Consider the following 19,096-nt stretch of genomic DNA (forward strand, 5'->3'; position numbering starts at 1 on the left):
CTCGACAGCTACATCATCAACCGCAACGAGAACGCCAAGCCCTTCCGCTGGACCTACAAGGGCACCCCACTCAAGGAAGCAGCCTGACCAACACCCCTCCACGAACTTTCGCGGTGCAGCACTAGAGGAAAGTGACTTCCTGGAGGGTTCGCATGAACAGCAGCACCGCCCTGTCGGGCGAAGCGGCGGCGCACGCCGCCCGGGTGACGTCGGAACAGGCCTGCCCCATCGCCCCGGTGCTCGACATCGTCTTCAGCCGGTGGACGACGCCGATCCTGTGGACGCTGAACGAGTTCGGGGTCCAGCGTTTCGTGCAACTGCACCGCAACATCGGCACGATCACGCCGAAGGTGCTGACGCAGCGTCTGCGGCAGTTGGAGCGCGACGGGCTCGTGGTGCGCACCTACCACCCCGAGGTGCCGCCGAGGGTGGAGTACGAGATCAGCGAGCTCGGACGCAGCCTGGCGCCGCTCTTCTCCCACCTCGCGGACTGGTCGGCCGACAACCTGCCCCGAGTGGAGCGCGCGCGACAGGAGTTCGACGCGGCGGACGGGAGCGCCCGCTGACCGATGCGGGTCGCCCGGCCGGGGTCAGCGCGCGGGCAGCTCCGCGGGTTCGCGGTCCAGCTCGCGCATGTTCCCCTGGAAGAAGATCAGCGGGTCCTCCTCGGCGCCGGGTGCGTCGAGTTCGACGACCTCGCCGAGCAGGATGGTGTGGTCGCCGCCGTCGTACTCGGCGATGAGTCGGCAGTCCAGGAAGGCCAGGGCCTCGCTGAGCACCGGCAGTCCGGCCTCCGAGCGGTGGTGGGGCACGTCCTCGAAGCGGGCGGACTGCCGCCCGGCGAACGCCCAGGCTATGGACTGCTGCTGTTGGGTCAGGAAGTTGACGACGAAGCCGCCGCTCTCCTGGACCACCGGCAGCAGCCGGGAGTTCTGGTGCAGGCATATGAGCACCAGCGGCGGATCCAGCGAGACCGAGGTGAAGGAGTTCACCGTGGTCCCGGCGGCGTCCTGGCCGCCGCCCGAGGTGATGACCGTGACACCGGTGGCGAAGTGCCCGCACACGTCGCGCAGCGCGCGTCCGTCGACGGGAGCCCGGTTCTCGGTGGTTGCTGACTGAACGGGAATCACGACATGCCTCTCTCTCGGCTTCGGCCTTCGGCTCTCAGGTACGGGGTGCGGTGAAGTCCGCGGCCGGCGTGGCAACGGTCGGCGACAGGACGTCGTCCGCGTCCGACGGCTGCGCGCCGGCGAGCGGTTCGGCGGCGGGTGCGGGACGGCGGCGCGACAGCAGGGGGCCCGCCATGGCCGTCGTGACCAGCGCCATGATCACCAGCATGGTGAACATGCGTCCGTCGAGGACGCCGAGGCTGACGGCGGCGTTCAGGATGATCAGTTCGGTCAGGCCCCTGGTGTTCATGAGCAGGCCCAGGTCCCTGGACTCCCGCCAGGAGAACCCGGCCAGCCTCGCCGGGAGGATGGCGCCCACGAGCTTGCCGGCGCAGGCCACCAGGATGATCAGGGCGAGCGCGACGTAGTCCGACGCGGTCAGCGCGCCGAGGTCCACCCCGAGACCGGTGACGATGAAGAACACCGGGAGCAGCACGACGCTGACGTGGTCCATGGGCTTGCGCAGGTGCTCCGCCAGGACCCGGGAGGGTTCGCGCGGCATCACGAAGCCGAACAGGAACGCCCCGAAGATCGCGTGGATGCCGATCCAGCTGCTCAGGAACGCCGAGCCGAGCGCGCCCGCGCACAGCACGGACAGCAGCGCCGGCCAGCGTTCGGCGGCGGCCCAGCGCCAGACCAGGCGTGCCACGAGCGGCTTGACGACCAGGAACATCAGGGCGACGAAGCCGACGCTCAGGGCGCCGATCCGGGCCAGGCTCGAATAGTCGCCGTCCGAGGCGACCAGGGCCGAGACGTACGCGAGCAGGCACCAGGCCAGCAGGTCGTCGATGGCGGCGCTGGCCAGGGAGAGCGAGCCGACCTTGGTCTCCATCAGCCGGTTCTCGGTGAGGATGCGGGCCAGTACCGGGAAGGCGGTGACCGACATGGCCGTGCCGAGGAAGGTGGCGAAGGCGATGAAGGAGATCTCCTTGCCCGCCACGACCATGTGCTCGGGGTAGAGGAACGGCGCGAGCGCCACGCCCAGGCCGAAGGCCACGGCGATGGACGACAGCGAGACCCCGGCCGCGAGCTTGGCGTGCGGCTTGATGAGGCGCTTCTCGAACTCCCAGCCGACCACGAACATGAAGAGGATCAGGCCGACCTGGGAGACCGCCGACAGCAGCGGGCGTACCTCGGCCGGAAAGAGACGCTCGGTCAGATGTCCGGGCAGCAGGCCCAGGATGCTCGGTCCGAGCAGGATGCCCGCGGCGATCTCACCGACCACGGCGGGCTGGCGCAGCCGCTGCGCGAGACGGCCGAGTGCCGCGCCGGCGAGCAGGACCACGCCGATGTCGAGCAGCATCATCGCCAGGGTGGACTCCTTGAGCCCGGCCGCCAAGGTCATCATCGGGACTCCTCGGGCACGGGCGGGTTCCCCTCGGTCCACAGGACGCGGAAGGTCAGCGCGGACAGCTTCCAGCCCTCGTCGGTGAGTTCGGCCTCGCCCGTCGCCAGGGTGCCGACGGTGAACAGCGGCCGGCCCGGGGTCCCGGGGTGGTGGACGTGCGTGGAGACGAGGTTGGCGCGCAGCACGGCCCGGCCCTCGTCGACGAGGTCCACGACCGCGGGCGACCCCAGGTGCTGGGTGGCGGCGAAGGCCGCCAAGGCGTCCCGGTGGTAGGCGGCGAGGCCTTCGAGGCCCTTGTGACCGCTCATGGGGAACTCGACCCGGGCGTCACGCGTGAACAGGCGCGCCGCCCAGGCGTCGTCCAGTTCGTCGTCGTCGAGACCGATGAGATAGCGGTCCAGCAGAGTACGTGTGTCGGCGGTTGCCTGTCCTGGATGCATGAGCCGAGCATGGCGCCCGCCCCTTGGCGAACCACGATGTTTTTCAGACCTCTGACAAAGTCGCGAGAAGTCCTTGAATGGCTTTCCGGAGCTTGACAGAGCGGATCCGAATTCTGACGCAACAGGCCTTTTCCCATGGCCCTTTCATTGAGCAGGATGCACTGGGAACACCGGCCGGGCAGTGATGGCCGTTCGTACATCATTTTCCTCGAATGGAAGAGAAGAGAATGCCGAAGATTGCAGCCGACGGTCAGCACCTGACTGTTCTCAACCTGTTCTCGACCGACGCCCCCGAGAAGCAGGTCAAGCTGCTCGCCGCCATGCGGGAGATCGTGGACTCCGCGGCCTACGACGGCTGGATCTCCAGCACCGTCCACGCCGGCGAGGACAAGCCGGGCACCGCCAACTTCATTCAGTGGCGCAGCATGGAGGACCTCGAAGTGCGCTACTCGGGCGAGGAGTTCAAGCACCGTACGCTGCCGCTCTTCGGTGAGATCACCACCTCGATCCGGCTGCTCCAGAATGAGATCGCCTTCGTCCAGGCGAAGCCGGAGCTCGACGGCGTCGAGATCTCCCCGCAGCGCGACGACTACACCGCGATCGAGCTCTTCGGCGTGGCAGAGGAGGAGCAGGAGGACCTCGTCGACGCGCTCGGCGCCTCGCAGGAGTACCTGCTCGACGTGCCCGGCTACCGCAGCCACACCGTGCTGCGCGGCCTGCGCGCCCGCGGCATCGAGGGCAAGTTCGTCGTCTCGTACTCGCAGTGGGACGGCAAGGAGGCGTACGACGCCTTCCGTGCGCAGGCCGAGGCCGACCGCACCCCCGAGCGCCGCAAGGTCGACGCCCGGGTGAGCGCCCTGCAGACCTGGCAGGACGAGAACACCTACCGCGTCGTGCACACCCGCGCCGCCGGCGAGTGAGCCGCGTCCCGGTGGGGGTTCCGGCCGGCTGTGCGGCGGCCGGAGCCCCCGCCGGGACCGCGTACGGACCCGGGCACGCGGGCCCCGAACCAGGCCGCCGCCGTCACAGCGACGCGGTGGCCCACTGACAGAAGTGGGGCGGGCGGGCCCGCCCCCCCCCCCCCCCCCCCCCCCCCCCCCCCCACTTCTGCGCTCCCCCGGGGTACGCCCCGCTCCCCCACCCGTCCCGTCCGCGGACAGCACCCACATATTTCACCTCGCGGGCGAAGCGGGACGTCGTGTTCCCTCGTCAGTGCATCCACACGGCCACATGCGGCGAACCCGGCTCCCGCAACTCCCCGCGCCCTTCAAGGACGAGGAGTCCGAACATGAAGCAAGCGGGCGTGCGCCAGACGGCGCACGAGATCACCGTGGCCGCCCCGGCGGCCACGGTCCACCGGTTGATCGCCGACGTCGACAACTGGCCCAGCACCTTCCCCGCCACCGTCCACGTCTCCCACGAGGAGGCCCCGGAGGGCGAGCAGCGGCTGCGCGTCTGGGACACCGCGGGCGCCGGCGGGACGCTGCGCACCTGGCGACTGCGCCGCATCGTCCAGGACGCCGACCTGCGGGTCAACTTCGAACTGCTGGCCACCGAGGCGCCCGTCGCCTCGATGGGCGGCGCCTGGCTCGTCGAGCCGCTCGAAGAGAACTCCTCGCGGGTCCGGCTGTTCCACGAGTTCCGGGCCGAGGGCGAGGACCCGGCCGCGCTCGACCGCATCGGCGAGCGGGTGGCCCGGGAGGCCGAGGCCGAGTTGGCGGCGTTGAAGCGGAACGTGGAGTTCGCCCACGGCGCCGAGGACGTCACCTTCTCCTTCGAGGACACCGTCACCATCGACGGCTCCGCCAAGGACGCCTACGACTTCATCAACGAAGCCCACCTGTGGTCCGAACGCCTGCCCCACGTCGCCACCGTCCGCCTCACCGAGGACACCCCCGGCGTCCAGACCCTGGAGATGGACACCCGCGCCAAGGACGGCTCCGTCCACACCACCAAATCCCACCGCGTCACCTTCCCCCACCACAAGATCGCCTACAAACAAGTCACCCTCCCCGCCCTGATGACCCTCCACACCGGCCACTGGACCTTCCGCGACACCGACCACGGCGTCACCGCCACCTCCCAACACACCGTCACCCTCAACACCGACAACATCACCCGCATCCTCGGACCCGACGCCACCGTCGCCGACGCCCGCGCCTACGTCCACACCGCCCTCTCCACCAACAGCCTCGCCACCCTCAACCACACCAAGACCCACGCCGAGAGCCACACCGAAACCCACGCGGAGACCCTTTCCGGGAACAAGCGCTGATGGCGGTGGCGAACGTACTGACCCTCGACGACGGGCAGTTGGACGTGTGGCTGCTGCCACCCCCCGAGTCGCCCCGTGACGTGCCGATGGGCGACCTGGACGACCGGGAGCTGCGGCGCGTGGAGGCGTACCGCCGCTCCGACGACCAGCGCATGTACGCGGCCGCCCACGTGGGTCTGCGCCGGGTCCTGGCCGTGTACACCGGCATCGCGCCCCGCAACCTCGCCATCGCCGGCGAGCGCTACGACGGGTCGGGCGGCCGCAACGGCCGGCCCCGGGTGCTCGGCGTGCCGGGCGCCCCCCAGTTCTCCCTCTCGCACAGCCACGGCCTGGCCCTGGTGGCGGTGGCGGAGACCCGGGTGGGGGCCGACGTCCAGCGCATTCCCTCGGCCGGGACCGCGGAGGCCTGTCTGCCGGCGCTGCACCCGGTGGAACGGGAGGAGCTGGAACAGTTGTCCGAAGACCGCCGCACGGCGGCCTTCGGGCGGCTGTGGACCCGTAAGGAGGCCTACCTCAAGGGGATCGGCACCGGGCTGGCCCGCGGCACCCACCTCGACTACCTGGGCGAACAGCGGGCACGGGACCGGCCCGAGGGCTGGGTGGTCGGCAACCTCCCGCTGTGCGACGGCCACGTGGCCGCGGTGGCGATCCTGGGCGGCGGGGACCACCGCATCGTGATGCGGGCGGTACCGGACACCCTGCTGTACGCCCAGGAGGCGGCGGAACGCCTCGCCGGCGTCGAGCCGGGGCTGCGCACGGTCTTGCGGGACCACCGCACCCGGCCCTCGCCGTCGGCCCGGGCGGCCTGAGCCGGGACACGACGGCAGGACGACACGAGTAAGGGACGACGACAGCACGGAGGGGCCGGGGAGAAAGTCTCCCCGGCCCGTCCGTGCTGGTCCGTCGCGAGCGGCGTCGCGTGTGCCCGGTGTCTCAGGCGGCGCGTGGCGCGGGCCGCGCCGGCGAGCGCCAGGTGCGCGGCCCGTCGAAGCCGGCGACCCGGTCCGGGCGCCGCCAGAGGGCCACGACCTGCTGACGGCGGGCCACGTCGTCGGGTTCGACGCCGGCGCCCGCGGCGCGGGCGAGCAGGATCGCGGTCAGGGCGGCCAGTTCCTCCGGGGAGGGGTTGCCCCTGACGATGCGCAGCAGTTGTTCGTCGGCCGGTCCGTTCACGGCGGCTTCTCCTCTGGTCGGCGCGGTCACTGGGGCGGGTTGCCGTGCTTGCGCCGCGGCAGGTCGGCGTGTTTGGCGGCGAGCATCGCCAGCGAGCGGGCCAGCACGGAACGGGTGTCGCGCGGGTCGATGACGTCGTCCACGAGGCCGCGTTCGGCGGCGTAGTAGGGGTGGACGAGCTCCTCCTTGTACTGCGCGATCTTCTCGCGGCGCATCGCCTCCGGGTCGTCGGCGGCCGCGATCTCCCGTCGGAAGACCACGTTCGCGGCGCCCTCGGCGCCCATCACCGCGATCTCGTTGGTGGGCCACGCCAGGGCGATGTCCGCGCCGATGGAACGGGAGTCCATGACGATGTACGCGCCGCCGTAGGCCTTGCGCAGCACCACGGAGACGCGCGGCACGGTGGCGTTGCAGTACGCGTACAGCAGCTTGGCGCCGCGCCGGATGATGCCCTCGTGTTCCTGGTCCACACCGGGCAGGAAGCCGGGGACGTCGACGAGGGTGACCAGCGGGATGTTGAAGGCGTCGCAGAACTGTACGAACCGCGCACCCTTCTCGCTCGCCTTGATGTCGAGGACGCCGGCGGTCGAGGCGGGCTGATTGGCGACGACGCCGACGGTGTGGCCGTCGATCCGGGCGAGTCCGCACACGATGTTCTGCGCCCAGGCCGCGTGGACCTCCATGAACTCGCTGTCATCGACGAGTTCCTCGATGACGCCGCGGATGTCGTACGAGCGGTTCCCGTCGGCCGGCACCAGCTCCAGCAGCCGGTCGCCGAGGCGGTCGGCGGGGTCCCCGCTGAGCACCCGGGGAGGCAGCTCGCGGTTGTTGGGGGGCAGCAGGGAGATCAGGTAGCGGACCTCCGCCAGGCAGGTCTCCTCGTCGTCGTGGACGAAGTGGGCGACGCCCGAGGTGCCGGCGTGCACATCGGCGCCGCCGAGGCCGTTCTGGGTGATCTCCTCGCCGGTCACCGCGCGGACCACGTCCGGGCCGGTGATGAACATCTGCGAGATGTCGCGGACCATGAAGATGAAGTCGGTGAGGGCCGGGGAGTACGCGGCGCCGCCGGCGCAGGGGCCGAGCATGACCGAGATCTGCGGGATGACACCCGAGGCCTTGGTGTTGCGCTGGAAGATGCCGCCGTAGCCGGCGAGCGCGGAGACGCCCTCCTGGATACGGGCGCCCGCGCCGTCGTTGAGGGAGACCAGCGGGGCACCGGCCGCGATGGCCATGTCCATGATCTTGTGGATCTTCGTGGCGTGGGCCTCGCCCAGCGCACCGCCGAAGATCCGGAAGTCGTGCGCGTAGACGAAGACCGTACGACCCTCGACCGTGCCCCAACCCGTGATCACGCCGTCCCCGTACGGCTTCCTCGCCTCCAGGCCGAAGCCCGTGGCCCGGTGTCTGCGCAGCGGTTCCACCTCGCTGAAACTGCCCTTGTCCAGCAGCAGGGCGATCCGCTCGTGCGCGGTCAACTTGCCCTTCGCGTACTGGCGTTCGGTGGCCTTGGGGTCCGGGCCGTTGCGTGCCTCCTCCTTGTGGGCCTCCAGTTCATCGAGCCGTGCGGTGAGGGCCTCGGGTATCGCGGGCGGCATGGTGGGTCTCCTGTCCGGTGTCGGCGTGCGGGGCGGTGCGGATGACGGCGGTACGGCCGGCGGTGGTACGGCCGGCGGTGGTTCTTCCGGCGGTGGCCGGCCCGTGTCTCAGACGGTGGCGGTCTCGGGCTGCTCGACGGGCGGCGCCCCGGCGATCGCCAGCCGCGGGGCCAGCAGTTCGGCGAGTTCGGTGAGGGTGCCGTCCAACAGCGTCTGGGCGGCCACCTCCGCGCCCAGGTCCCGGCGGATCCCCCGGGCCAGGTGCAGGGCGTTGAGCAGGTCCAGCCCCTGAGTGCGCAGGGGCTGGTGCGGGCTGGTGCGGTGGCCCGGCGGGACCTGGAGCAGCTGGTCCAGGTGCAGGCGCAGGCAGTGGGCGAGGGTGGCGGTGAGGACGTCCGGGCTCATGACGCGCAGTTCGGACAGGTCCGGGAGGTGCCCGATCGAGCCGTGCGCGGAGTCGTCGGTCATGTCGGTGCCTTTCGTCGGGTGCGCGCCGGGGTCCGCCGTGTGTCAGGGGCGGCCGGCGGACCGGGTGGGAGGAAGGGGAGTGGGTCCGCAGGACGGCGAACCGGTGTCCGTGGCGGTCCGGGATCCGCGCCGGGTCCGGCCCGCGGGCAGCGCCGCCAGGGCGGCGAGCAGCGACACGGATCCGCCGACCCACAGGCCCGAGCGCGCCCCGTAGCGGCTGGTCAGCCAGCCGACGAGGAGGGCTCCCAGCGGGGTGAGGCCCTGCAGGATCAGCGTGTAGAGGGCCATCACCCGCCCCCGGTAGCGGGGGTCGCTGCCGAGCTGGATCCGGTGGTTGGCCGCCTGCGCGAAGTAGATCGTGGCGAAACCGGTCAGGGCGAGCAGGATGGCCGCCGAGACGTAGTCCGGGGCCCATCCGGCGGCCGTCTCGCTCACGCCGAACGCCAGGGCCGAGCCGGTGACGGTCCGGGCCGCCGGGCGCCCGCTGCGGGCGGTCGTGGCGAACGCGGCGAGCAGCGAGCCGGCCGCGAAGGTGGTGGTGAGCAGGCCGAACGCGGTCGCGTCGGCGTGGAAGACGGTCTTGGCGAGCAGCGGCAGGGTGAGCTGGAAGTTGAAGCCGAACAGGCCGACGACCGCCAGCAGGGCCAACGGGACCAGCAGGTCGGGCCGGGCGCGGACGTACCGCAGCCCGTCCGCCACTCCCGATCCGCGGCCCGAGGGTTCGCAGCGCAGCAGTTCCGCGGGCCGCATCAGCCGCAGGGCCGCCACGGTGGCGAGGTAGCTGACCGCGTTGAGGAGCATCACCGGCCCGGTGCCGACGGCCGAGATGAGCAGGCCGGCCAGGGCCGGGCCGACCACCCGCGCGGTGTTGAAGTAGGCGGCGCTCAGCGCCGAGGCGTTGGGCAGCAGGTCCGGGCCCACCAGCTCGGCGACGAACGCCATCCGGGCGGGCACCTCGAAGGAGTTGACGGTGCCGAGCCCGATCGCGAACAGGTACAGGTGCCACAGCCGCACGTCACCCGCCAGGACCAGCACGGCCAGGGCGAGGGCCAGTGCGCCCGAGGCCAGGTTGGCGAGGGTGAGCAGCAGTCTCTTGTCGTGGCGGTCGGCGAGCCGGCCGCCGTACAGGGTGAGCAGCAGCATCGGGGTGAACTGCAGCGCGGTCAGGGTGCCCAGGGCGGTGGCGGAGTCCCCGGTCAGGTCCAGGACCAGCCAGTCCTGGGACACGACCATCATCCAGGTCCCCGCCACGGACACCACCTGCCCGGCCGCGAACAGCCGGAAGTTGCGTACGGCGAGGGAACGGAAGGGCTTGGAGCGTGTCTTGTCCATGGGGGGTGGTACGCCTCGCCTCTCGTGGTCTGCCTGTGCCGTGCCGTGCGCCGTGTCCCGTGTCGTGTGTGGTCGTGGTGGTCGCGCGCCGTCCCGTGTGCCGTGTCTCAGGCCCGGGCCAGGCACTCCTCCAGGAAGGCCAGGGCGCGCAGGTGGTAGGAGCGGGCGACCCAGCCGAGGCTGAGGTTGTGTCCCGCGTCGGGCTGCCGGTCGATGGTGACGAACGGGGCCGCGGTGAACAGTTCGGCGATCTCGTTGAGGTCCTCCTCGTCGTTACGCCACCACAGTTCGTGCTCGGCGAAGGTGAGGCGGACCGGTACGGGCACCCGGGCGGCGGCAGCGGTGAAGCTCTCGGGCCAACGTGCCGCCTCCGCGCGCTCGCGCAGCGGCATGGGGGCGACGAGCGCGGCGGCGTCCCGGAAGGTGTTCGGCGGGTAGAAGCGCAGGGCGCCCCAGTTCCGCTTCCAGTGGCCGTGCCGGTGCGGGTCGCGGAGGTCCCCGGGGTCGACCGCGTAGTCGCGGCCGCAGCCGGAGACGTCCAGGCCCAGCAGGGCCGGCCCGGCGGTTCCGGGACCGGCCTGTTCGGCGGCGTACGTGAGGGCGAGCTTGCCGCCGAAGGAGTGCGCGACGAGGAACACCCCGGCGCCGGACGGGTACCGGTCGGCGAGGTGGGCGATCGCGGTCCCCAGCGCGGCGGACTGTTCGGACAGGTTCTGGCCGCGCGGCAGGTGCGCGGCGGACAGGCCGTAGCCGGGCCGGTCCACGGCGACGACGGTGTAGCCGAGCCGGGCGCCGAGGGTGAGGAGGGAGACGTCCGGGTGGGCCTGACCGTCGAAGTAGCCGGCGCTCATGCCGCCGCCGTGCACCGCGACGATGGTCGCACGGGGCGGGCCGACGGGCTGGGCGATCAGCGCGGACAGGGTGAAGGCGCCTGCCTCCAGGGTGATCGGCCGGACGCCCGGCGACATGCCGGGCGCGGTCTCGTCCGCCCCGACGGGCAGGAGCAGGGGGGCGCTCACTGGGCCCCCCTGGCGTGGGCGGGCCGGTGGGTTCTTCGACTCATGGTCTCTTCCTGGGACGGTGGGCGGGGCGGCCCCGGGGGCCGGGCAGGGCCGAGGTGCCCGGCCGCTGCGGCCCCCGGGCCTTGGCGCGGTCAGGCGGGGATGCCGAACCACTGCCGGAGGGCCGGGGCCAGTTCGGCGGGGTCGGTGCCCGCCCAGGCGACGTAGCCGTCGGGGCGGACCAGGACGGCCGAGGCACCGGCGAAGACGGCCGGGTCCCGGGGGACGCCGGTGGTCGTGATGACCCGGTCCTTCCAACCGGCCGCGGCCTCGCGCACGTCGGGGTCGTCGGCCAGGTCGAGGAGGACGCCGCGGGCGGGGTGCAGCAGGTCGGCGGTGCGCACGGGACCGTCGGCCGTGATCAGGTCGCGCGGCGGGAGCCGGCGACCGAGCAGCGGGTGGCGGTCCTCGGGCGCGGCGGGGTCCTCGCCGGCGGCCGGGGCCGCGTCGACGTCGTAGCGGACGTCGAGGTGGCTGACCATCCCGGCGAGGTGGCGCTTGACCGGGTCCAGCGCGATCAGTTCGGTGAACAGGGCCCGCAGCGGCTCCGATTCGACGCCGCCGAGGAACACGGAGCCCTGGGCGAGGGTGTTGGTCAGCAGCCGCGCCCCGACGGCGTGGCGTTCGTCGTGGTAGGTGTCGAGCAGCGATGCGGGGGCCCAGCCGGCGAGGGTCGCGGCCAGTTTCCAGCCGAGGTTCACGGCGTCCTGGACGCCGGTGCTCAGGCCCTGTCCGCCGGCGGGCAGGTGGATGTGGGCCGCGTCGCCGACCAGCAGCACGCGCCCGCGTCGGTACTCGCTCGCCTGCCGGGTGGCGTCGGTGAAGGAGCTGACCCAGTCGGCGCCGCCGCCGGAGATGTCCTCGCCGGTCAGCCGCTGCCAGGCCGCGGCGACCTCCGCGAAGTCGGGGGTCTGGCTGCGGTCGGCGGGCGGGGCGCCGTGCTCGCACACGATGATGCGGTCCACGCCCTCGGCGAGCGGCGCGGCCATCACCATGCCGGCGGGGACGCGCTCGCCGAGGAAGCGGGGCGGGATCGAGCAGCCGACCACGTCGGCGAGGTACATGCCCCGGGTGGCGTCGGTGCCGGGGAAGGCGAACTCGGCGACCTTGCGGACCAGGCTGTGTCCGCCGTCGGCGCCGACCAGCCAGCGGGCGCGCAGCCGCTGTTCGCCGTCGGGGCCGGCGACGGTGGCGGTGACCCCGTCCGGGTCCTGCTCCAGGTCGAGGAACTCCCACCCGCGCCGGATGTCGGTCCCCAGCTCGCGGGCCCAGTCCTCCAGGACGGTCTCGGTCCGCGACTGCGGGATGCCGCGGGCCCCGAAGTGGGCGTCCTCCAGGGCGGTGAAGTCGAACTGCACCCCGCCGAAGTGGCCCAGCGGGCTGGTCTCCAGCCCGCCGAAGCGGGGTACGAGGCCCCGCTGGTCGAAGGACTCCAGGGCGCGGGCGGTGAAGCCCAGGCCGCGGGACTGGCCGGTGGGCCGCTCCAGGCGTTCGGTGACGATGACGTCCGCGCCGCCCAGGCGCAGCTCGCCGGCGAGCATCAGGCCCGCCGGGCCGGCGCCGACGATGATGACGTCCGCGTCGATGGTGTCGACGTCCTTGGCCATGAGTGTGCCTTCCTGGTTGCCGGCGCCGGCCGCCGCCTCAGCGGGCGGCGGCGGTCGCGGCGTGTCGGTGGGTGGGGTGCGCGCCGTCCGTGCCGGCGGGCGCGGTGGCCGGTGCGCCGAACCAGCGGCGCAGCGCGGTGTGCGGGCCCCGCGGGTCGGTGCCGGGGCCGCCGGCCCAGACGACGTGTCCGTCGGGCCGTACGAGGAGGGCCTCGCCGGGGGTCAGCGGGCTGCCGGTCGCCGGGCGGGCGGTGACGTGGTCGACCCGGTCCGCCCAGGGGCCGACGGTGGCCGGGTCCGCGCCCGTGCCGAGGTCGAGCAGCAGGCCGCGGCCGGTGCGCAGCAGTGCGGCGGTGGTGTCGCCGGCCGGTCCGTCCAGCGCGGAGGGGGGCAGTCGGCGGCCGAGGAGGGGGTGGTCCGTGCCCGGCCGCCCGGTGTCGGCGTCGTCCGTGACGGGGTAGCGGATGCCGAGGCCGCTCACGGCGCCGGCCAGTTCGGTGCGTACCCCGTCGAGCGCGACGAGTTCGGTGAGCAGGGTGCGGGCCGGTTCGACCTCGGGTCCGCCGAGCAGCAGCAGGGTCTGGGCCCGGATGTTGGCCAGGACCGCGGCGCCGACGGCGTGGCGTTCGGTGTGGTAGCTGTCCAGGAGCCCGTCGGGGGCGTCGCCGCGCACTTCGGCGGCGAGCTTCCAGCCGAGGTTGAAGGCGTCCTGCACGCCGAGGTTGAGGGCTTGTCCGCCGCTGGGCATCTGCTGGTGCGCGGCGTCGCCGGCGAACAGGATCCGGCCGTGCCGGTACCGGGCGAGCTGCCGGTTGGCGTCGCCGAAGGCGTTGACCCACAGGGGGCTGCCGTGGGCGATGTCCTCGCCGGTCACCCGCTGCCAGGCGTCGACGACCTCGTCGAACGCGGGGGCGCCGGAGCGCGGGACGGCCGGTTTGCCGAACTCGTGCACCATCACGCGGGTGACGCCGTCGCGGGTCGCGGAGATGGCCAGGCCGTCGGGCAGCCGCAGGAAGCGCCGGTCGGGCGTCTCGACTCCGCCGACGTCGGCCCGCAACAGTTCGCGTTCGGCGTCGCGGCCGGGGAAGTCGGCGCCGATGAGCCGTCTTACGGTGCTGTCCTCGCCGTCGCAGCCGACCAGGTACCGGGCGTTGATGCGGACCGGGCCGTCCGGGCCGATGCCGTCGGCCGTCACCCCGTCCGGTCCGACGGTCAGGGCGACCAGTTGGTGGCGGCGGAGCAGGCCCGCGCCCAGCTCGACGGCCCGGTCCTGGAGGAGTTCCTCCGTACGCCGCTGGGGCACCTTCCACTGGCCGGGGTGGGAACCGGGCAGGGTGAGGTCCAGTCCGATGCCGCCGAAGTGCCCGCGCGGCTCGCACGGCGGGGTGCCCAACTCGGCCAGCAGGCCCCGGCTGTCGAAGATCTCCATGGTGCGGGCGTGCAGGGTGGTCGCCCGGGATTCGGTGGTCGGGCCGGGGCGCTGGTCGAGGACGAGCACCTCGGCCCCACCGAGCCCGAGCTCGCAGGCGAGCATCAGTCCGGCGGGGCCGGCTCCGACCACCAGGACGTCGGTGTCCAGGGGTCCCCGCGCGATGTCCGGGTGGTCCGATGCCATGTCAGTTCTTTTTCTCGGCGTGGGTCTTGGTGTGGTTGAGGGTGGCGAGGCTGTTGGTGGAGAGGGCGGTGTGGACGTAGGCGCGGGCGTCGGCGACGGTGGCGTCGGGTCCGAGGATGCGGGTGATGTTGTCGGTGTTGAGGGTGACGGTGTGTTGGGAGGTGGCGGTGACGCCGTGGTCGGTGTCGCGGAAGGTCCAGTGGCCGGTGTGGAGGGTCATCAGGGCGGGGAGGGTGACTTGTTTGTAGGCGACCTTGTGGTGGGGGAAGGTGACGCGGTGGGATTTGGTGGTGTGGACGGAGCCGTCCTTGGCGCGGGTGTCCATCTCCAGGGTCTGGACGCCGGGGGTGTCCTCGGTGAGGCGGACGGTGGCGACGTGGGGCAGGCGTTCGGACCACAGGTGGGCTTCGTTGATGAAGTCGTAGGCGTCCTTGGCGGAGCCGTCGATGGTGACGGTGTCCTCGAAGGAGAAGGTGACGTCCTCGGCGCCGTGGGCGAACTCCACGTTCCGCTTCAACGCCGCCAACTCGGAACGGCTGTTCTTGTCGACGGCCTCGTCGATCCAGAGCAGGTCGTGCGCGTCGTCGTCGATCGCCCGGTAGTCGTGGAGCAGCCGGACCCGCGAGGAGTCCTCGTCGAGCGGCTCGATGATCCACGCGCCGCCCATCGAGGCGACCGGCTTGGTGGTGACCTCCTGGCGGAAGGTGATCCGCAGGCCCTGCGGGTCGAGTTCGCGGCGCGAGGTCCAGTTCTTCGGTTGGCCGTTGGCGGTGGCCCAGATCCGGATCCGCTCGTGCGTGCCGTTGAAGTCGACCCGGTCCACGTGGATGGTGGGCGGGAAGATGCGCGGCCAGTTGACGACGTCGGCCAGCAGCCGGTACACGTCCGATGCCGGCGCGGCGATGGTGATCTCGTGCTCAACCTCGCGGGTTGTCATGACGGCTTCCTCTTCGAGAACTCGGGCGCGTCCGCACCCTGGTGGCAAGGGGTGCGGATCAGAAGTTGCCGAGCCCGCCGCAGACGTTGATCGCCTGCGCCGTGACGGACGCGGCGGTGTCGGAGGCGAGGTAGGCGACCATGCCGGCGACCTCCTCGGGGGTGGAGTACCGGCCGAGCGGGATCTTCGACTGGAACTTGTCGAGGATGGCGTCCTCGGAGGTGTCGTACGCGGCGGCGTATCCGGCGCGGACGCGCTGGGCCATGGGCGTCTCGACGTAGCCGGGGCAGACGGCGTTGACCGTGATCCCGGTGGGGGCGAGTTCGTTGCCGAGGGCCTTGGTGAAGCCGACCACGCCGTGCTTGGAGGCCGAGTACGGGGCGCCCAGGACGACGCCCTGCTTGCCGGCGGTGGAGGCGATGTTGATGATGCGGCCGCGGTTCTTGTGGCGCATCCCGCCGGTGTTGAGGACTTCCTTGGTCAGCCGGAAGACGCTGGTGAGGTTGGTGTCGATGACATCGGCCCACAGCTCCTCGTCTATGTCCGCGGTGACGCCGCCACCGGACCGGCCGGCGTTGTTGACCAGGACGTCGACGCTGCCGAAGCGGTCGACCGCGGCCTGGACGAACGCGGCGGCGGAGGCGGAGTCGCGTACGTCGAGGACCGTTCCGTCGGCTTCGAGGCCCTCCGCCTGAAGCTCCTTGACCGTGGCGGCGACATTGTCGGCGTTGCGCGCGCCGATGAAGACCGCGTGCCCCTGGGCACCCAGTGCGCGGGCCGCGGCCAGGCCGATGCCGCTGGTGGCGCCCGTGATCAGGGCGATCCGCTTCTCCTGCGTCGACATGATTCGTCTACTCCGTAAGTGTCCGGGGGTGATTCGGCGGGGCCGGGCGGAATCGCGTCCGCCCGGCCCGGGGAACGAACTGGTGCGGCGGGCGACTCAGGCGGCGCTGGGCACCGCGGTGAGGTGGCCGTTGACGGCCGCGATCAGCGCGCGCGGGGTGTCCGCGTCGGTGAGCAGGTCCTCGTCGAGGACGATCTTGTACTCGCGCTCGATGCGGCTGCCGGTCTCCAGCAGGGCGAGGGACTCGTAACCGAGCGCCTCGAACTGGACGTCGAGGATGTCGCCGTCGAGGTCGACGCCCTCGTCGGCGCCGGCGCCTTCGAGGAGGATCCGCCGCAGGTCGTCAAGGGTGAAGGTCTGAGTGGACACGTGGGGCCCTTCATGGCTCGTGGATCGGTGGTGTGGGAATGGCGTGGGGGGGCCGTGGGATGTGAGGCGGTGGGGGGAAGGCGGCCTCCGCCGCCGGTCGGGGGGTGGCGGCGGAGGACGCCGGGTTCAGGGCCGGCCGTCGTACGGGGACGGGCGGGCGGGGACCTAGTCCGCGGCGCGGACGACGACGGCCGAGTTGAAGCCGCCGTAACCGCGGGCCACGACCAGGGCGGTGCGGACCTGCGCGGTGCGCGGCCGGTCCACGACCAGGTCGAGCGCGTACTCCTCGGCCGGGTGCACGTTGACGGTCGGGGGGATGAGCCCCTCCTCGATCGCCAGCAGGGCGGTCGCGACGTCCAGGGGCGCCGCGCCCGAGTACAGCCGGCCCGTCATCGTCTTGGGTGCGGTGACCGGGACGCCCCGCTCGCCGAACACGGCGCCGATGGCCTCGGCCTCGACGCGGTCCAGTTCCGGGACGCCGGCGGCGTCCGCGAAGACCACGTCCACGTCCTCGGGCCGGACACCCGCGTCGTCGAGGGCGAACTCGATGGCCTTGCGCAGCGCGGGCTCCCGGTCGCTGCCGGGCGCCGCGTCGAAGGTGGCCCCGTAGCCGGCGATCTCGCCGTAGATCTTCGCGCCGCGCGCACGGGCCGACTCCGCCGACTCCATGATCAGGATGGCGCCGCCCTCGCCGGGCACGTAGCCCGAGGCGTCCGCGTCGAACGGCAGGAACGCGCGGGTCGGCTCGTCGCTGGTGCTCAGCCGCTTGGCGGCGAGCTGCGCGACCCAACCCCACGGGCAGATCGAGGCGTCGACCCCGCCCGACACGATCATCGGGGTCCCCTTGCGGATCAGCCGGCGGCCCTGAGCCAACGCGTCGAGGCCGCCGGCCTCGTCGCTGACGATCACTCCGCTGGGGCCCTTGAGCCCGCTGCGGATGGAGATCTGGCCGCTGTTGACGGCGTAGAACCAGGCGAAGGACTGGTAGGCGCTGACGTACTGCGCGCCCTGGCTCCACAGCTTCTGGAGCTCGTTCTGCCCGAACTCGAAGCCACCCGACGAACTGGCCGTGACCACGCCCATGTCGTACTCGGGCAGGCTCTGCGGGTCGATGCCCGCGTCGGCCAGCGCCCACTCGGCGGCGACGAGCGCGAGGCGCGTCATCCGGTCGGTCTGCGGGAGCAGCCGGCTCGGCAGCAACTCCTCTTCGGAGAAGCCGGGGATCTCGCCCGCGAGGGTGGACGGGTAGCCGGCGGGGTCGAACCGGGTGACCCGGCCGATGCCGTTCTTGCCCGTCCGGGTCGCCGCCCAGTAGTCCTCCGTGCCCAGGCCGTTGGGCGCCGTGATGCCCAGACCCGTCACCACAACCGAGGTGGTCATGCCACGCTCCTCTCGGGACGCGCCAGCACCATGGCGCTCTGGAAACCGCCGAAGCCGCTTCCGACGGTCAGGACCGCGTCGGTCAGCTGCTCCCGGGCGACCAGCGGGACGTAGTCGAGGTCGCACTCCGGGTCCGGGGTGTGGAGGTTCGCCGTCGGCGGGACGACGTTGTTCTCCATCGCCAGCGCGGACGCGGCGATCTCGATGGAGCCGATGGCACCGAGCGAGTGCCCGACCATCGACTTGATCGAGCTGACCGGGGTCCGGTAGGCGTGGTCGCCCAGGCTCCGCTTGAACGCGGCGGTCTCGTGGCGGTCGTTCTGCTTGGTGCCCGAGCCGTGCGCGTTGATGTAGTCGATCTCGGTCGGGTTCATCTTGGCCTCGCACAGCGCGACCCGGATGGCCTCCGCCATCTCCTTGCCGTCCGGCCGCAGACCGGTCATGTGGTAGGCATTGGAGCGGGTGGCGTAGCCGGCTATCTCGGCGTAGATGTGCGCGCCGCGCTTCTTGGCGTGCTCCAGCTCCTCCAGGACGAACACCGCCGCGCCCTCGCCCAGGACGAAGCCGTTGCGGGTTCCGTCGAAGGGGCGGGAGGCGTGACCGGGGTCGTCGTGGCGGGGGGTGGTCGCCTTGATCGCGTCGAAGCAGGCCATGGTGATCGGCGAGATCGGCGCGTCCGAGGAACCGGCGATCATCACGTCGACCGAGCCCTCGCGGAGCAGGTCCACGGCGTGACCGACCGAGTCGATGCCGGAGGTGCAGCCGGTGGAGACCACGGTGCTGGGTCCCTGCGCGCCGACCGCCCAGGCGACCTCGGCGGTGAAGGAGCTCGGCACCAGGTAGTTGTAGAGGTGCGGGACCGCGTACTCGTGGTCGACGAGGTGGAGTCGGCCGCCGTCGCTGACGACGTTGTACTCCTCGTCGAGGCCCATCGTGGCGCCGACGGCACTGCCGATGGTGACGCCCACGCGGTACGGGTCGTACGTCTCCAGGTCGATGCCGCTGTCGGCGACGGCGCCGCGGGCGGCGACCACCGCGAACTGCGCGGCCCGGTCCATGCGCCGGATCTCCTGCGGGGTCAGGCCGTGTTCCTGCGGATCGAAGTCGATCTCGGCGGCGACCCGCGAGCGGAAGGGGCTGGGGTCGAAGAAGGTGATGCCGCGGGTCGCGGTGCGGCCCTCGCTGAGCAGGTTCCAGAAGTTCTTGGTCCCGACACCACCGGGCGCGAGGACCTCGATGCCGGTGATGACCACACGTCGTCCGGTCACGCGGACGCCTCCCAGTCGTAGAAGCGCTTCGCCATCGCGTCGGCGGGGGAACGCCAGGTGGCGGGGTCGTAGGCCCCGATGAACGGCTTGAGCCTCGATCCACCGCGTGATCTTTGATCACGCGGTGTGATTGCTTTTGTGGTGGGTTTCCGGATTCGGGCAGGCCGGTATCCCGGGTGGCCGTCCCGGTGGCGGGTTCTCCGAGGTTCTTTCTG

Annotated in this window: 19 protein-coding genes and 1 pseudogene; 4 read left to right on the forward strand and 16 right to left on the reverse strand. The window is 72.0% G+C overall.

Translation table 11 applies throughout. The features are described 5' to 3' along the window. Positions 1-152: 152 nt before the first annotated feature. Entirely contained in the window at positions 153-566 is a 414-nt protein-coding gene (locus OTB19_RS36850; protein WP_267803129.1) for a winged helix-turn-helix transcriptional regulator, read from the forward strand. Positions 567-590: 24 nt separating this feature from the next. On the opposite strand, the gene OTB19_RS36855 is transcribed toward OTB19_RS36850, so the two are convergent. From OTB19_RS36855 to OTB19_RS36865, 3 genes are read right to left on the reverse strand one after another with little or no spacing between them, the layout of a single operon-like run. Next, entirely contained in the window at positions 591-1,130 is a 540-nt protein-coding gene (locus OTB19_RS36855) for a flavin reductase family protein (RefSeq protein WP_267803131.1), read from the reverse strand. A 34-nt stretch (positions 1,131-1,164) separates the two neighbouring features. Further along, positions 1,165-2,517 (reverse strand): cation:proton antiporter, encoded by a 1,353-nt coding sequence (locus OTB19_RS36860; protein ID WP_267803133.1) that lies wholly within the window; start codon positions 2,515-2,517, stop codon positions 1,165-1,167. Beyond that, complete coding sequence (locus tag OTB19_RS36865; RefSeq protein WP_267803135.1) at positions 2,514-2,957, reverse strand: nuclear transport factor 2 family protein; 444 nt, start codon at positions 2,955-2,957, stop codon at positions 2,514-2,516. Before OTB19_RS36865 ends, OTB19_RS36860 begins: the two co-directional genes overlap by 4 nt. 227 nt (positions 2,958-3,184) lie before the next feature. Between OTB19_RS36865 and OTB19_RS36870 the strand changes: the two genes are divergently transcribed. From OTB19_RS36870 to OTB19_RS36880, 3 genes are all read left to right on the forward strand, one after another. Continuing rightward, complete coding sequence (locus OTB19_RS36870; RefSeq protein WP_267803136.1) at positions 3,185-3,877, forward strand: antibiotic biosynthesis monooxygenase family protein; 693 nt, start codon at positions 3,185-3,187, stop codon at positions 3,875-3,877. A 368-nt stretch (positions 3,878-4,245) separates the two neighbouring features. Then, positions 4,246-5,232 (forward strand): aromatase/cyclase, encoded by a 987-nt coding sequence (locus OTB19_RS36875; protein ID WP_267803137.1) that lies wholly within the window; start codon positions 4,246-4,248, stop codon positions 5,230-5,232. Then, positions 5,232-6,041 (forward strand): 4'-phosphopantetheinyl transferase family protein, encoded by an 810-nt coding sequence (locus OTB19_RS36880; RefSeq protein ID WP_267803139.1) that lies wholly within the window; start codon positions 5,232-5,234, stop codon positions 6,039-6,041. Before OTB19_RS36875 ends, OTB19_RS36880 begins: the two co-directional genes overlap by 1 nt. Positions 6,042-6,165: 124 nt before the next feature. Here OTB19_RS36880 and OTB19_RS36885 read toward each other — a convergent pair whose 3' ends face one another. The 13 genes and pseudogenes from OTB19_RS36885 to OTB19_RS36945 form a co-directional block, all read right to left on the reverse strand. Beyond that, positions 6,166-6,405: an acyl-CoA carboxylase epsilon subunit gene (locus tag OTB19_RS36885; RefSeq protein ID WP_267803141.1), complete on the reverse strand. Its 240-nt coding sequence runs from the start codon at positions 6,403-6,405 to the stop codon at positions 6,166-6,168. A gap of 26 nt (positions 6,406-6,431) precedes the next feature. Beyond that, entirely contained in the window at positions 6,432-8,000 is a 1,569-nt protein-coding gene (locus OTB19_RS36890; RefSeq protein WP_267803142.1) for an acyl-CoA carboxylase subunit beta, read from the reverse strand. A gap of 108 nt (positions 8,001-8,108) precedes the next feature. After that, positions 8,109-8,468 (reverse strand): phosphopantetheine-binding protein, encoded by a 360-nt coding sequence (locus OTB19_RS36895; protein WP_267803144.1) that lies wholly within the window; start codon positions 8,466-8,468, stop codon positions 8,109-8,111. A 42-nt stretch (positions 8,469-8,510) separates the two neighbouring features. Next, positions 8,511-9,800, reverse strand: a complete 1,290-nt coding sequence (locus tag OTB19_RS36900) for an MFS transporter (protein ID WP_267803145.1) — start codon at positions 9,798-9,800, stop codon at positions 8,511-8,513. Positions 9,801-9,907: 107 nt separating this feature from the next. Continuing rightward, positions 9,908-10,768, reverse strand: a complete 861-nt coding sequence (locus OTB19_RS36905) for an alpha/beta fold hydrolase (RefSeq protein WP_267803156.1) — start codon at positions 10,766-10,768, stop codon at positions 9,908-9,910. A 185-nt stretch (positions 10,769-10,953) separates the two neighbouring features. Then, complete coding sequence (locus OTB19_RS36910) at positions 10,954-12,468, reverse strand: FAD-dependent monooxygenase (protein WP_267803147.1); 1,515 nt, start codon at positions 12,466-12,468, stop codon at positions 10,954-10,956. Positions 12,469-12,505: 37 nt separating this feature from the next. Beyond that, positions 12,506-14,083, reverse strand: coding sequence for an FAD-dependent monooxygenase (locus tag OTB19_RS36915; protein WP_267803149.1), 1,578 nt, complete (start codon positions 14,081-14,083; stop codon positions 12,506-12,508). A gap of 1 nt (position 14,084) precedes the next feature. After that, positions 14,085-15,020, reverse strand: coding sequence for an aromatase/cyclase (locus OTB19_RS36920; RefSeq protein ID WP_267803150.1), 936 nt, complete (start codon positions 15,018-15,020; stop codon positions 14,085-14,087). A gap of 58 nt (positions 15,021-15,078) precedes the next feature. Beyond that, positions 15,079-15,864, reverse strand: a complete 786-nt coding sequence (gene fabG / locus OTB19_RS36925) for a 3-oxoacyl-ACP reductase FabG (RefSeq protein ID WP_267803151.1) — start codon at positions 15,862-15,864, stop codon at positions 15,079-15,081. A 96-nt stretch (positions 15,865-15,960) separates the two neighbouring features. Next, positions 15,961-16,233: an acyl carrier protein gene (locus OTB19_RS36930; protein WP_053677111.1), complete on the reverse strand. Its 273-nt coding sequence runs from the start codon at positions 16,231-16,233 to the stop codon at positions 15,961-15,963. A 165-nt stretch (positions 16,234-16,398) separates the two neighbouring features. Continuing rightward, positions 16,399-17,613 (reverse strand): ketosynthase chain-length factor, encoded by a 1,215-nt coding sequence (locus tag OTB19_RS36935; RefSeq protein ID WP_267803153.1) that lies wholly within the window; start codon positions 17,611-17,613, stop codon positions 16,399-16,401. Then, on the reverse strand, positions 17,610-18,881 hold the full coding sequence (locus OTB19_RS36940; RefSeq protein ID WP_267803155.1) for a beta-ketoacyl-[acyl-carrier-protein] synthase family protein: 1,272 nt from the start codon (positions 18,879-18,881) through the stop codon (positions 17,610-17,612). The genes OTB19_RS36935 and OTB19_RS36940 overlap by 4 nt, the downstream gene beginning before the upstream one ends. Then, positions 18,878-18,973: pseudogene (locus OTB19_RS36945) on the reverse strand (TcmI family type II polyketide cyclase); the annotation flags it as partial. The pseudogene OTB19_RS36945 and the gene OTB19_RS36940, both read right to left, overlap by 4 nt. Positions 18,974-19,096: the final 123 nt, after the last annotated feature.

It is taken from the genome of Streptomyces sp. H27-H5, from assembly GCF_026627505.1.
Taxonomy (GTDB): domain Bacteria; phylum Actinomycetota; class Actinomycetes; order Streptomycetales; family Streptomycetaceae; genus Streptomyces.